11 protein-coding genes are annotated in these 13,709 nt (G+C 54.7%); 8 read left to right on the top strand and 3 right to left on the bottom strand.

What is annotated here, in order from left to right; genetic code table 11:
• Positions 1–134: 134 nt before the first annotated feature.
• Both rapA and rluA read left to right on the top strand, forming a co-directional pair.
• Positions 135–3,041 (top strand): RNA polymerase-associated protein RapA, encoded by a 2,907-nt coding sequence (rapA, locus tag NR302_RS03555; RefSeq protein WP_154154243.1) that lies wholly within the window; start codon positions 135–137, stop codon positions 3,039–3,041.
• A 19-nt stretch (positions 3,042–3,060) separates the two neighbouring features.
• Positions 3,061–3,720: a bifunctional tRNA pseudouridine(32) synthase/23S rRNA pseudouridine(746) synthase RluA gene (gene rluA, locus NR302_RS03550; protein WP_154154246.1), complete on the top strand. Its 660-nt coding sequence runs from the start codon at positions 3,061–3,063 to the stop codon at positions 3,718–3,720.
• Positions 3,721–3,777: 57 nt separating this feature from the next.
• On the opposite strand, the gene djlA is transcribed toward rluA, so the two are convergent.
• Positions 3,778–4,590, bottom strand: coding sequence for a co-chaperone DjlA (gene djlA / locus NR302_RS03545; RefSeq protein ID WP_061718138.1), 813 nt, complete (start codon positions 4,588–4,590; stop codon positions 3,778–3,780).
• Between the two features lie 182 nt (positions 4,591–4,772).
• Here djlA and lptD point away from each other — a divergent pair, with 182 nt between their 5' ends.
• The 6 genes from lptD to apaH are packed head-to-tail and all read left to right on the top strand — an operon-like array spanning position 4,773 to position 11,589.
• The gene (gene lptD / locus NR302_RS03540) at positions 4,773–7,142 is read left to right on the top strand and encodes an LPS assembly protein LptD (RefSeq protein WP_258144585.1); all 2,370 of its coding nucleotides are present in this window, start codon (positions 4,773–4,775) and stop codon (positions 7,140–7,142) included.
• Between the two features lie 54 nt (positions 7,143–7,196).
• Positions 7,197–8,492 carry a peptidylprolyl isomerase SurA gene (gene surA / locus NR302_RS03535; RefSeq protein ID WP_258144584.1) on the top strand — a complete coding sequence of 432 codons (1,296 nt, stop codon included), beginning with the start codon at positions 7,197–7,199 and terminating at the stop codon, positions 8,490–8,492.
• A complete protein-coding gene (gene pdxA, locus NR302_RS03530; protein ID WP_154154254.1) occupies positions 8,482–9,471 on the top strand; it encodes a 4-hydroxythreonine-4-phosphate dehydrogenase PdxA in 990 nt (329 codons plus the stop codon). The genes surA and pdxA overlap by 11 nt, the downstream gene beginning before the upstream one ends.
• Positions 9,464–10,288, top strand: a complete 825-nt coding sequence (rsmA, locus tag NR302_RS03525; RefSeq protein WP_061718142.1) for a 16S rRNA (adenine(1518)-N(6)/adenine(1519)-N(6))-dimethyltransferase RsmA — start codon at positions 9,464–9,466, stop codon at positions 10,286–10,288. The genes pdxA and rsmA overlap by 8 nt, the downstream gene beginning before the upstream one ends.
• Before the next feature lie 4 nt (positions 10,289–10,292).
• The gene (gene apaG, locus NR302_RS03520; protein WP_061718143.1) at positions 10,293–10,670 is read left to right on the top strand and encodes a Co2+/Mg2+ efflux protein ApaG; all 378 of its coding nucleotides are present in this window, start codon (positions 10,293–10,295) and stop codon (positions 10,668–10,670) included.
• A gap of 49 nt (positions 10,671–10,719) precedes the next feature.
• Positions 10,720–11,589: a bis(5'-nucleosyl)-tetraphosphatase (symmetrical) ApaH gene (apaH, locus tag NR302_RS03515; RefSeq protein WP_258144583.1), complete on the top strand. Its 870-nt coding sequence runs from the start codon at positions 10,720–10,722 to the stop codon at positions 11,587–11,589.
• A 120-nt stretch (positions 11,590–11,709) separates the two neighbouring features.
• Here the strand turns inward: apaH and folA are convergent, their stop codons facing one another.
• Together folA and NR302_RS03505 are read right to left on the bottom strand one after the other, a co-directional pair.
• Complete coding sequence (gene folA, locus NR302_RS03510) at positions 11,710–12,189, bottom strand: type 3 dihydrofolate reductase (protein ID WP_008108650.1); 480 nt, start codon at positions 12,187–12,189, stop codon at positions 11,710–11,712.
• Between the two features lie 285 nt (positions 12,190–12,474).
• Complete coding sequence (locus tag NR302_RS03505) at positions 12,475–13,617, bottom strand: porin (protein WP_061718146.1); 1,143 nt, start codon at positions 13,615–13,617, stop codon at positions 12,475–12,477.
• Positions 13,618–13,709: the final 92 nt, after the last annotated feature.

The raw sequence follows: 13,709 nt of genomic DNA, 5'->3' as shown, positions 1-13,709 counted from the left end.
CCATCCAGTACCATAGCGCCCTTCCTGATTCTCACCGCACACACAATCTGACCAAACACCCGTTTGGCGGTTGGGTATTGCCTGAGTACAGGTGAACTTCTTTATGGCATGTCAGAGAGTCGAGCAAAAAATATATGGTTTTTACACTGGGTCAACGCTGGATTAGTGATACGGAAAGTGAACTGGGATTGGGCACGGTGGTCGCGATCGATACGCGCATGATCACCATGCTTTTTCCGGCAACCGGCGAAAACCGCCTGTATGCCCGAAATGATTCTCCGGTTACTCGTGTGATTTTCAATCCGGGTGACACCATCACCAGCTACGAAGGCTGGCAGATGTGCGTCGATGAAGTCCGCAACGAAAACGATTTAATGACTTACATCGGCACGCGTCTCGACACCGAAGAAACCGGCGTCGTCATGCGCGAAGTAATGCTTGACAGCAAACTGGTGTTCAGCAAGCCGCAGGATCGCCTGTTCGCAGGTCAGCTCGACCGCATGGACCGCTTTGCGTTGCGTTTCCGCGCGCGCAAATATCACAGCGAGCAATACCGCCTGCCGATCAGCGGCCTGCGCGGTATGCGCACCAACCTGATTCCGCATCAGCTGCACATCGCCCACGATGTTGGCCGTCGTCACGCGCCGCGCGTACTGCTGGCGGATGAAGTGGGCTTGGGTAAAACCATTGAAGCCGGGATGATTATTCAGCAACAGCTGCTGGCCGGTCGTGCCGAGCGCGTGCTAATTGTGGTGCCAGAAACGCTGCAACATCAGTGGCTGGTGGAAATGCTGCGCCGCTTCAACCTGCGCTTTGCGCTGTTTGATGACGATCGCTACACCGAAGCGCAGCACGACAGCGATAACGCCTTTGAAACCGAGCAGCTGATTATCTGTTCGCTCGATTTTGTGCGCCGTAACAAGCAGCGTCTTGAACTGCTGGCCGATGCCGAGTGGGATCTGCTGGTGGTCGATGAAGCGCACCATCTGGCATGGAGCGAAGACGCACCAAGCCGCGAATATCAGGTTATCGAGCAGCTGGCAGAGAAAACCGCTGGCGTACTGCTGCTGACTGCAACGCCAGAGCAGCTCGGCTTAGAGAGCCACTTTGCGCGTCTGCGCCTGCTTGACCCGAATCGTTTCCACGATTTCGGCCAGTTTGTCGAAGAGCAGCAGCATTATCGTCCGGTGGCTGATGCGGTGAGCTCGCTGCTGGCCGATCACGCCATCAGCAAAGATGAGATGAACCTGATTAACGATCTGATCGGTGAACAGGATATCGAGCCGCTGCTGCAGGTGGCTAACAGCGATCGCGATGGCAAAGAAGATGCGCGTAAAGAGCTGGTCTCAATGCTGATGGATCGCCACGGCACCAGCCGCGTGCTGTTCCGTAATACCCGTAACGGTGTGAAAGGCTTCCCGAAACGTGAGCTGCACCAGATTCGTCTGCCGCTGCCCGCGCAGTATCAAACCGCGATTAAAGTCTCCGGCATCATGGGCACACGCAAAAGCGCAGAAGAGCGCGCACGTGACATGCTGTATCCCGAGCAGATTTATCAGGAATTTGAAGGCGATAGCGGCACGTGGTGGAACTTCGATCCGCGCGTTGAGTGGCTGATGGGTTATCTCACCAGTAACCGCAAAGAGAAAGTGCTGGTGATCTGCGCCAAAGCGGCGACCGCGCTGCAGCTTGAGCAGGTATTACGTGAGCGCGAAGGCATCCGCGCCGCCGTGTTCCACGAAGGTTTGTCGATTATCGAACGCGACCGCGCAGCGGCTTTCTTCGCCTCCGAAGAGGATGGCGCGCAGGTGTTACTGTGTTCCGAAATCGGTTCTGAAGGCCGTAACTTCCAGTTCGCCAGCCGTTTGGTGATGTTCGATCTGCCGTTCAATCCGGATCTGCTGGAGCAGCGTATTGGTCGTCTCGATCGTATCGGACAAATGCATGACATCCAGATTCTGGTGCCGTGGCTGGAGAAAACCGCGCAGGCGGTGCTGCTGCGTTGGTATCACGAAGGGCTGGATGCGTTTGAACACACCTGCCCAACCGGCCGCGCCATTTATGACAAAGAGTACAATCAGCTGATTGAATATCTTGCCGCGCCGGAAAATCCGCAGGGGCTCGATGAGTTCGTCAGCGAAAGCCGTAAGCAGCACGATGCACTGAAATCACAGCTGGAACAGGGCCGCGATCGCCTGCTGGAACTGAACTCCAACGGCGGAGATGCGGCTCAGGAGCTGGCGAATGCCATTGGTGAGCAGGACAACGATACCGATCTGGTTAACTTTGCGCTGAACCTATTCGATATCGTCGGTATCAATCAGGAAGACCGCAGCGATAGCCTGATTGTGCTGACACCATCCGATCACATGCTGGTGCCTGATTTCCCTGGCCTGCCGGAAGAGGGTTGCACCGTGACCTTTAACCGCAATCAGGCGCTGTCGCGCGAAGATACCCAGTTTATTACCTGGGAACATCCGCTGATCCTCAACGGTCTTGACCTGATTCTTTCGGGCGATACCGGCAGCTGTGCGCTGTCGCTGCTGAAGAACAAGGCGCTGCCGGTTGGTACGCTGCTGGTCGAGATGATCTATGTGGTTGAAGCACAAGCGCCGAAAAGCCTGCAGCTCACCCGCTTCCTGCCGCCAACGCCGGTGCGTTTGCTAATGGATCGTGCCGGTAACAATCTGGCGGGCAAAGTTGAGTTCGAAAGCTTTAACCGTCAACTGAATGCGGTAAATCGCCATACCGGCAGCAAGCTGGTGAATGCGGTGCAGCAAGATGTGCACGAGATTCTGACTCAGGCGGAGAAAGCGATCGTGCCAGAAGCGCAGGCGATTATCGCAGCAGCGAAAGTGGAAGCCGAAGAGAAGCTCGGTGCTGAGCTGTCACGTCTCGAAGCGCTGCGCGCGGTTAACCCCAACATCCGTGATGATGAGGTTGAAGCGCTGGAAAGCAATCGCGAGCAGGTATTGGAAAGCCTGGGCGATGCAGGCTGGCGTCTTGATGCGCTGCGCCTGATCGTTGTCACGCACCAATAATGTCCAGGACCGCGACATCATGCTGATGGAAGCTTACAACCCGCCGCTCGAACCCTGGCTGCATATTCTGTATCAGGACGAGCACATTATGGTGGTGAATAAACCGAGCGGGTTGCTGTCGGTGCCGGGCCGTCTGGAGGAGCACAAGGATAGCGTGATGACGCGTATCCAGCGTGATTTCCCGCAGGCGGAATCGGTGCATCGTCTTGATATGGCCACCAGCGGCGTGATCGTCGTGGCCCTGAATAAAGCGGCTGAGCGTGAGCTCAAGCGCCAGTTCCGTGAGCGCGAGCCCTCTAAATACTATGTGGCGCGCGTGTGGGGCCATCCGGCGGCAGAAGAGGGTTTGATCGATCTGCCGCTGATTTGCGACTGGCCGAATCGGCCTAAGCAGATGGTGTGTTTTGAGAACGGCAAAGCGGCGCAGACCGAGTATCAGGTGCTGGAGTATGAAGCGACGAACAGTGCGCGCGTCAAGCTCAAGCCAATTACCGGACGTTCACACCAGCTGCGCGTGCATCTGCTGGCGCTGGGGCATCCGATTCTTGGTGACCGCTTTTATGCGCATGAAGAGGCGCTAGCGATGGCGCCGCGTTTACAGCTGCATGCGGAGTCGCTGACGATCACACATCCCGCGTTTGGCAATAGCATGACGTTCAGGCAGCCGGCGGAATTTTAGCCATAAAAAAGGTCGTCATAAATGACGACCCTACAAAATAATCGTCCTGGAAGACGATTATTTGAACCCCTTCTCCTTACGAATCAAATCGTAAGCCGCCTGAATCTCCTGTGCTTTCTGCTTCGCCATCTCCATCATCTCCGGCGGTAAACCTTTCGCCACCAGCTTGTCAGGGTGATGCTCGCTCATCAGCTTGCGGTAGGCGCGCTTGATGGTGGTGCCATCATCGCTGCTTTTCACGCCCAACACGCTGCAGGCATCTTCCAGCGTTGGACCGCGTTGCGCCTGCTGATACGCGCCGCCACGTGAAGAACCACCGCCGCCAAATTGCTGACCGCCTTCCATCATGCGCAGGAACTGGTCGAACTGCGCGCGTGAAATGCCCAGCTCTTCAGCTATTACATACAGCACCTGACGCTCGTTGGGATGCAGTGAACCATCGGCAAAGGCGGCCTGGATTTGGATTTCCAGAAACATCCGAATCAGATCAAATCGGCCAAAGCAGGCGCTGCGCAGCTCGCGCAATTTACTACGCAGCGGATAGTCGCTCTGCTTGCCTTCACGGAACGCACGCTGCGCGGCAGTACGTGCATCGCCATGCAGCTGCATGCGATCCATAAATAAGGAAGCAATCTGGATATCCGCTTCGGTAACGCGCCCTTTTGACTTGGTCAAATGGCCCATCACCTGGAAGGTGGTACTGAAAAACAGAGTTTGGCGCGCCTGATTATTGGCGAAGTAGCCCTGTCCTTTTACGCTGCGCACTTTGTCAAACATGTGACCAATGATCAGACCCAGTACAATGCCCCAAAAGCCTGCCCCGGAAAATATCCCGAGCGCCAGACCAATTACTTTTCCCCAGTAGCGCATAAACTCCTCAATTCGCCATGCTTGCGGCTGAAAATTGCATTATCATACCTGTCATTTATCTCAGCGCCTAACGGCAACGCGGACAGACAAGGATTAACACTGGCGCAACGCCGGGCAGTAAGTTAGTCTCTGACCGGATTGTCGGCATGATGCCAGTTTTCATGGAATTATCGAAACCGCGTATGAAAAAACGTATACCTACCTTGCTGGCTACCATGATTGGTGCAGCGCTTTATAGCCAGTCATCACTCGCCGACGATCTGATGTCGCAGTGCATGCTGGGCGTGCCGAGTTACAACCGCCCGCTGGTCAATGGCGACACCAACTCGCTGCCGGTCACCATCCATTCTGATTCAGCCAAAGGCAATTATCCGAATGATGCGGTGTTCACCGGTAACGTCGACGTGCAGCAGGGCAACAGCCGCCTGCGTTCCGACGAAATGCAGTTGCATCAGCGTCAGCAAGATGGCCAAACCACGCCGATTCGTACCGTGGATGCGCTGGGTAATGTGCACTATGACGACAATCAGGTCATCCTCAAAGGTCCGAAAGCCTGGTCAAATCTGAACACCAAAGACACTAACGTGTGGAACGGTGATTATCAGATGGTTGGCCGTCAGGGCCGCGGCGATGCCGATCAGATGAAACTGCGCGGTAATAATCGCTACACCATTCTGGAAAACGGCAGCTTTACCTCCTGCTTGCCGGGTTCCAACAGCTGGAGCGTGGTCGGTTCCGAAGTGATTCAGGACCGCGAAGAAGAAGTCGCGGAAATCTGGAACGCCCGCTTTAAGCTCGGCAATGTGCCGGTATTCTACAGCCCTTATCTGCAGTTACCGATTGGCGATCGTCGCCGCTCCGGTTTCCTGATCCCGAATGCGAAATACGGTAGTAATAACGGCTTCGAGTTCATGCTGCCGTATTACTGGAACATCGCCCCGCAGGCCGATGCCACTATCACGCCGCACTATATGGAAAAACGCGGTCTGCAATTGCAGAACGAATTCCGCTATTTGACGGTGTTTGGTGCGGGCTTGATGGAGCTGGATTATCTGCAATCAGATAAACAGTACGACAACGATAAAGCGGTGCGTGGTATCGCACAGAATGATAGCTCCGATCGTTGGCTGTTCTACTGGCGTCATGCGGGCGTTTACGATAAGCACTGGCGCTTTAACGCTGACTACACCAAGGTAAGCGATCCTTATTACTTCAACGATCTTGAGTCGAAGTACTATAGCTCAACCGACGGTTACGCCACGCAGAAATTCAGCCTGGGCTACGCAGATACCAATTGGGACGCGACGCTGTCGACCAAAGACTTCCAGGTCTTTGGTAATACCAGCAACAGCAACGTCTATCGTGCGATGCCGCAGCTCGATCTGAATTTCTATCAGAACGATATGGGGCCGTTTGATGGTCGTATCTTTGCCCAGGCGGTGAAATTTACCAACGTGAATAGCCAGATGCCTGAAACCACGCGTCTGCACGTTGAACCAACCCTGAATCTGCCGATTTCAAACGGCTGGGCAAGTCTGGATACCGAAGCGAAATTCCTGGCGACGCACTATCAGCAAGACGACGTTGAGTACTACAACACCTCGATTAATACCGCTGGCGATAACCAGCTGAAAAACTCGGTTAACCGTACGCTGCCACAGTTTAAAGTGGATGGCCGTTTAGTGTTTGACCGCGCGATGGATTGGGAACCAGGCTACACGCAAACGCTGGAACCGCGTGTTCAGTACCTTTACGTCCCGTACCGTAACCAGAGCGATATCTATCCATACGACTCTACGCTGCTGCAAACCGACTACACCGGCCTGTTCCGCGATCGTACTTACAGCGGCCTGGATCGCATCGCTTCCGCGAATGAAGTGGCGACCGGCGTAACCACACGTATTTATGATAACGATCTGGTTGAACGTTTTAACGTTTCTGTGGGTCAAATCTACTCGTTTACCCCGTCTCGTACCGGCGTAAACCAGACTAACCAAGAAGATGACACCGGCAGCCTCGTTTGGGCCGGCGACACTTACTGGAAAATCAGCGATCGTTGGGGCGCGCGTGGCGGTCTGCAATATGACACCCGCCTCGACAACGTCGCGCAAGGTAATGCGATTGTTGAGTATCGTCAGGATGCTGATCGTATGGTGCAGCTGAGCTATCGCTACAGCAGCCCGGAATACGTGGCGCAGGCGCTGAATAACTCTAACCTGGTGACTGACCCGATCTACAAAAACGGGATTTCACAGGTTGGCGCCACTGCCAGCTGGCCGATTGTGGATGCCTGGTCACTGGTGGGTGGTTATTACTACGATACCCGCAACAGTCGTCCGGCTGAACAGCTGGTCGGCCTGCAGTACAGCTCGTGCTGCTATGCCATTCGTCTGGGTTACGAACGCAAGATCAACGGTTGGGAAAACAACGACAGTAAGTATGACAACCAAATCTCATTCAACATTGAGCTGCGTGGTCTGAGTTCCAACTATGGCTTAGGCACTAATGAAATGCTGCGTCAGGGCATCATTCCTTACCAGCGCGCTTTCTGATGTTGTGATGTTTGACAGGCTCTCCCGCAGTGCGGAAACAACAATGGATAAAGTATGAAGAACTGGAGAATGCTGATTCTTGGTGTAGCGATTACCGCTAACACTGCGTTCGCAGCCCCACAAGTGGTTGATAAAGTTGCCGCAGTCGTGAACAACGGCGTGGTACTGGAAAGTGACGTTGATAACATGATGCGCACCGTGAAATCACAGGCGCAGCAGGCAAACCAGCAACTCCCGGATGACAAAACCTTGCGTCATCAAATCCTTGAGCGCCAGGTCATGGATGCCATCATTCTGCAAATGGGTGAAAGAGCGGGCGTGCAGATTAACGATCAGCAACTGGATCAGGCGATTCAGAACATTGCCGCACAAAACCGCATGAGCCTCGACCAGCTGCGTAGCCGTTTGGCCTACGACGGTATGAACTACAACGTTTATCGTGCGCAGATCCGTAAAGAGATGACGATTGCCGAAGTGCGTAACAACGAAGTGCGTCGCCGCGTCACTATCCTGCCGCAGGAAGTGGATACGCTGGCTTCGCAGGTTGGTGCGCAGAACTCGCAAGGTACTGAACTGAATATCAGCCAGATTTTGCTGCCGCTGTCAGAAAACCCGACGCAGCAGCAGGTTGACGACCAGGAAACGTTGGCTCGCCAATTGGTTGCTCAGCTGAAAGGCGGCGCCGATTTCGGCAAGCTGGCAGTGACTTATTCAGCCGATCCTCAGGCGCTGAAAGGCGGCAACATGGGTTGGGGCAAAATCGAAGAGCTGCCAACGCTGTTCTCGCAGGCGCTGAGCACCGCGAAGAAAGGCGATATCGTTGGTCCAATCCGTTCGGGTGTTGGCTTCCACATCCTGAAGGTGAACGACCTGCGTGGCGAAAGCAAAAGCATCTCTGTAACGGAAGTGCATGCGCGTCACATTCTGCTGAAGCCATCACCGATCCTGACTGACGCGCAGGCGCAGGCGAAGATCGAACAGATCGCGGCCGACATTAAAAGTGGCAAAACCACTTTTGCCGCAGCGGCCAAACAGTTCTCAGACGATCCAGGTTCGGCGAACCAGGGCGGCGATCTCGGTTGGGCATCTCCGGAGATTTACGATCCGGCATTCCGCGATGCATTGTTGAAGCTGCAGAAAGGCCAGGTTAGCCAGCCGGTTCACTCTTCATTTGGCTGGCACTTGATTCAGCTGCTGGATACGCGTCAGGTTGATAAGACCGATGCCGCGCAGAAAGAGCGCGCCTATCGCATGCTGTTCAATCGTAAATTCGCGGAAGAAGCGCAAACCTGGATGCAGGAACAGCGCGCCAGTGCTTACGTGAAGATTCTGGATAACAATGGCCAGTAATTATCGAGTGGTGATCACGCCCGGCGAACCCGCCGGGATTGGTCCCGACCTCACCGTTCAACTGGCGCAGCAAAACTGGCCAGTTGAATTGGTGGTCTGCGGCGACGGCGAGCTTTTGCGCCGTCGCGCTGCTTTATTGGGTTTGCCGCTGACGCTGCGTGATTATCAACCTGCAGCAGCACAACCGCAGCAGGCTGGAACGCTAACGCTGCTGCAGGTTGATACCGCTCAGCCGGTGACCGCCGGTGAACTCAACGTTGCGAACAGCCACTATGTACTGGAAACGCTGGCACGCGCCTGTGACGGCTGTCTGAACGGCGAATTTGCCGCGCTGATTACCGGTCCGGTGCATAAAGGCGTGATCAACGATGCCGGCATTCCGTTTACCGGTCATACCGAGTTTTTTGCCGACCGCGCCGGTGGCGATTTAGTAGTGATGATGCTGGCAACGGAAGAGTTGCGCGTAGCATTAGCCACCACGCATCTGCCGCTGAAAGATGTTTCTGCCGCGATTACCCGCGACACGCTGCATGAAGTGATCACCATTTTGCATCGTGATCTGCAGCAGAAGTTTGGTTTACCGAATCCTCATATCTTCGTCTGTGGCCTTAATCCGCATGCTGGCGAAAGCGGCCATATGGGCCGCGAAGAGATTGATACCATCATTCCGGCTCTCAACGAACTGCGCCAGCAAGGCATCCAACTCACCGGACCTCTGCCAGCCGATACGCTGTTCCAGCCGAAATACCTGCAACATGCCGATGCGGTTCTGGCGATGTATCACGACCAGGGCTTACCGGTGCTAAAATTTCAGGGGTTTGGCCGCGCGGTGAATATCACACTTGGCCTGCCCTTTATCCGGACTTCTGTCGATCACGGCACCGCGCTTGAATTAGCCGGTCTCGGCCAGGCAGAACCGGGCAGCTTTATCACGGCGCTTAATCTCGCCATCACTATGATCAAGAGCAGTAATGAATAATCGCGTCCATCAGGGGCATTACGCCCGTAAACGTTTCGGGCAGAACTTCCTGAACGATCAGTACATTATCGATAGCATCGTCTCCGCCATTCACCCGCAAAAAGGTGAAGCTATCGTGGAAATCGGCCCCGGCCTTGGCGCATTAACTGAGCCGGTAGGTGAACGTCTGGATGAGCTGACTGTAGTCGAGCTGGACCGCGACCTTGCCGCGCGTCTGCAAACGCACCCATTCCTCGGTCCTAAGCTGACCATTTTCCAGCAGGATGCGATGACCTTTGATTTCTCTGCGCTGGCGCAAGAGAAAGGGCAGCCGCTGCGCGTGTTCGGCAACCTGCCGTACAACATCTCGACGCCGCTGATGTTCCACCTTTTCAGCTATACTGGTTCGATTAAAGATATGCACTTCATGCTGCAGAAAGAAGTGGTGAATCGTTTAGTCGCCGGTCCGGGCAGCAAAGCTTACGGTCGTTTGAGCGTGATGGCGCAATACTATTGCCAGGTAATTCCTGTGCTCGAAGTGCCACCAGAATCGTTCACGCCAGCACCGAAAGTGGAATCGGCCGTGGTGCGTTTAGTGCCGTATATGCAACCGCAGCATCCGGTTAGCGATATTCGTCTGCTGAGCCGCATTACCACTGAAGCCTTTGGTAAACGCCGTAAAACGCTGCGCAACAGCCTGGCTCATATGTTTGCGGCTGGTGCGCTGGATCAATTAGAAATCGATGCCTCGCTGCGTGCAGAGAACGTCTCTGTGGCGCAATATTGCCAACTGGCAAACTGGTTGAGCAAGCATCAGGCTGAAACTCCGGAGAGTTGAGTGCATGAGTGAACTGGCCCGCGTCTGTATCCATGTGCATAGTCAGTATGTGGAGTCACAATCCTTGCCCGACGAGGATCGCTACGTGTTTGCCTACACCATCACCATTCGCAATTTGGGGCGCAGCAACGTACAGCTGCGCAGCCGCTATTGGCTAATCACCAACGGCAACGGTCGCGAGACTGAAGTGCAAGGTGAAGGCGTGGTCGGCGAACAGCCGCACATTGCTGCCGGCGGCGAGTATCAGTACACCAGCGGCGCGATTCTGGAGACGCCGATGGGCACCATGCAAGGTCACTATGTGATGGTCGATGATGCGGGCGAAGAGTTCCACGTCGAGATTCCGGTGTTCCGACTCGCGGTGCAAACCCACATTCACTAATTCTCCTCCGCCCGGCACGTCCGGGCGGCGCGTTTTAATCGGACTGACAATGAGTACATACCTGATTGGCGATGTTCATGGCTGTTATGACGAGCTTCGTGCGCTGTTAGCGCAGGTTGATTTCGATCCGCAGCAGGACACCTTATGGCTTACCGGCGATTTAGTGGCGCGCGGCCCCGGCTCGCTCGATGTGCTGCGCTATGTGAAATCGCTGGGTGATTGCGTGCGCCTGGTGCTGGGTAATCACGACCTGCATTTGCTGGCGGTGTTTGCCGGTATCAGCCGCAATAAGCCGAAAGATCGCCTGACGCCGCTGCTGGAAGCCGATGATGCCGATGAGTTGATCAACTGGTTACGTCGTCAGCCGCTGTTGCAGGTGGATGAAGATAAAAAGCTGTTAATGGCGCATGCGGGCATTACGCCGCAGTGGGATCTGGAAACAGCGCAGATGTGCGCGCGTGAAGTGGAAGCGGTGCTCTCCAGCGACAGCTATCCGCTGTTTCTCGATGCGATGTACGGCGACATGCCAAACAACTGGACGCCGGAGCTCAGCGGCCTGGCACGACTGCGCTTTAGCACCAATGCGCTAACGCGGATGCGCTTCTGCTTCCCGAATGGCCAGCTGGATATGATCTGCAAAGAGTCGCCAGAATCTGCCCCGCCACCGCTTAAGCCGTGGTTTAACGTGCCGGGCAAAATCGACAGCGACTATACGCAGATCTTTGGTCACTGGGCATCATTGGAAGGGAAAGGCACGCCAGAGCATGTGATTGGTCTGGATACCGGCTGCTGCTGGGGCGGAACATTGACGCTGCTGCATTGGGAAACCAAACAGTATTACGTGCAGGCATCCAACCGCGAACAGGCGATGGCCGAGAGCGCGGTGAGTGCGCATCCGCCGTTAAGTGATACGCCGTAAATAAAAAAGGTCGCCATTAATGGCGACCCTACAGTTATTTGGCAGGACTTTCGTAGGGTGCGCATTTATGCGCACCTGCCTACATAGGCCATCAATGGCGATCATATGCGTAACGGGTGATCAACGGCGATCAAGAATCTCGAAGCAGTAGCTGTGCGAGTTCTGCTCATCAGCGTCGTGGAATTCGCTGAAGGTTGACTGCCACTCGTCCGGCTCGTAGTCCGGGAACTGCGTGTCCCCTTCCACTTCCGCATCGATATGGGTCAGGTAAAGACGATCCGCGCGAGCCAGCATCTGCTCGTAAACGCGTCCACCACCAATCACCATCATCTCTTCAACATCACCTGCCGCTTTTACCGCCTCTTCCAGCGATGTAACCCAGGTAACGCCTTCGTGGCTGCCGGGCTGGCTGCTGACCACAATGTTCAAGCGTCCAGGAAGCGGACGGCCAATCGATTCAAAGGTCAGACGACCCATAATCACCGGCTTATTCAGGGTATTACGTTTGAACCACGCCAAATCTGCTGGCAGGTTCCATGGCATGGCGTTTTCCATACCAATAATGCGATCCGCTGCCAGTGCCGCGATCAGACTAATCATGTTAAAAGACCTACTGGAAAAAATTGGCGCCATCATACGTAAAGGCGAAACTTTCGTCGATAGGCCGACCCCGCTATTTGCGTAAAGCTCCGATGCCACCGCACTTTTGTTATTGGACAGAGTTTTACACCGACTTTCCCGGCAATAGCGGGGCGAGGAGCCAGAAATTGCTGACGAGGCGGCACAACTCCGCGCGAAACGTCGCATTGTCGGTATCGCAGTGTAAAGAAAAGCGCACTCTGTGCGACAAAAAAAAACGGCTCCCGCAGGAGCCGTTGAGACGCTTTAGAAATCGTAGCGCAGACGCACCAGATTCACGTTGCCCAGTGATTTGTCGGTGCTGGAGGTGATGACATATTCGTAGTCGACACGGAAACCGTAATCCAGCTGCGCACTCACGCCGACGCCGTTATCAATACGTTTGTAGTCACGTCCGTTGACGAACTCCAGACGGTCGCCCATGAAGTAAGGCTGAATAGATTTCACCGCATACTGACCGATTGGGAATTTGTAGCCAGCAAAGTATTCGATGCCCCACGCGTCATCCGCGAAGTAGTTGTTAACGGTGTTGCGTTTGGTTGGTGAGAAGTTCTCATACCAACCGGCACCGGCTGACAGCGTCCAGTTATCCGGCGTCCAGCTGAGCGCAGTGCCATAGATATTCTGGTCATAACGTTTGCTGTCACCATTGCCTGGATTACGGATATCGGCGCGGGTGTAGTTCCACGCGGTGCCCCATGCCAGATCTTTGGTGATGTGGTAGTTCACACCCAGCGAACCGCCGCCTTTACGCTTATAGCGCAGGCCGTTACCTGGCAGGAATTCGTTATCTTCAAACAGGTAAGACGCATACACATCCGCATCGCCGAAGGTGTTTTTGTACTTCAGCATTTTGCGCGAACGGTACGAGCCGTCGTAGTCGCCATTGATACCGTTGCCCGGTGCCTGGGCCAGCATGTCGTAATCCCAGATATCGGTTTTCGCACCAACTACATCGTAGTAAACGCTGTTCTGCTGACCAAAGTAGAGTTCACCCAGGGTGGCGCTTTTGAAGCCGGTATAGAGTTGGCGACGCGAGGTGTTATTCGCACCATCCGCATGATGATTGTCCCAACCCCACCAGGCTGGGAAGTTAACGCCCAGCTCGTAGTAACCCACCCAGCTTACGTCGTCGAACAGGTAATAATTGGCGGTGAAACGGAAACGTGATCCGCCGTCATAGCCATTACGTTTGTACGACTTGTCGTTGACGCCATTCTGATGCAGGTATTGCGGACGAATACTGCCGCCCACTTTGAAGTCGAGACGGCTCAGCGGATCGCCCGCCTGTGGATCCTGCTTGAGTAAAGTAATTTCCGCCTGGCTGGCGAGTGGCGCCGCTGCGAGTAACGCAGCAATAGCGCTGAGAGTGAAAGCACGCATTTGCATTTTTTATATCCCAGTTAAGGTGAGCGCTCTATTGATGAGCGAGCGAAATAGTACGGTGCGCTGACTGGGATCTTATTTATAAATTTGTGCGG

Origin of the sequence: Pantoea sp. SOD02, from assembly GCF_024707505.1 — a bacterium.
GTDB lineage: Bacteria > Pseudomonadota > Gammaproteobacteria > Enterobacterales > Enterobacteriaceae > Pantoea > Pantoea symbiotica.
Note: the sequence above shows the minus strand (reverse complement) of the source record. Positions and strands in the feature narration are given on the sequence as shown.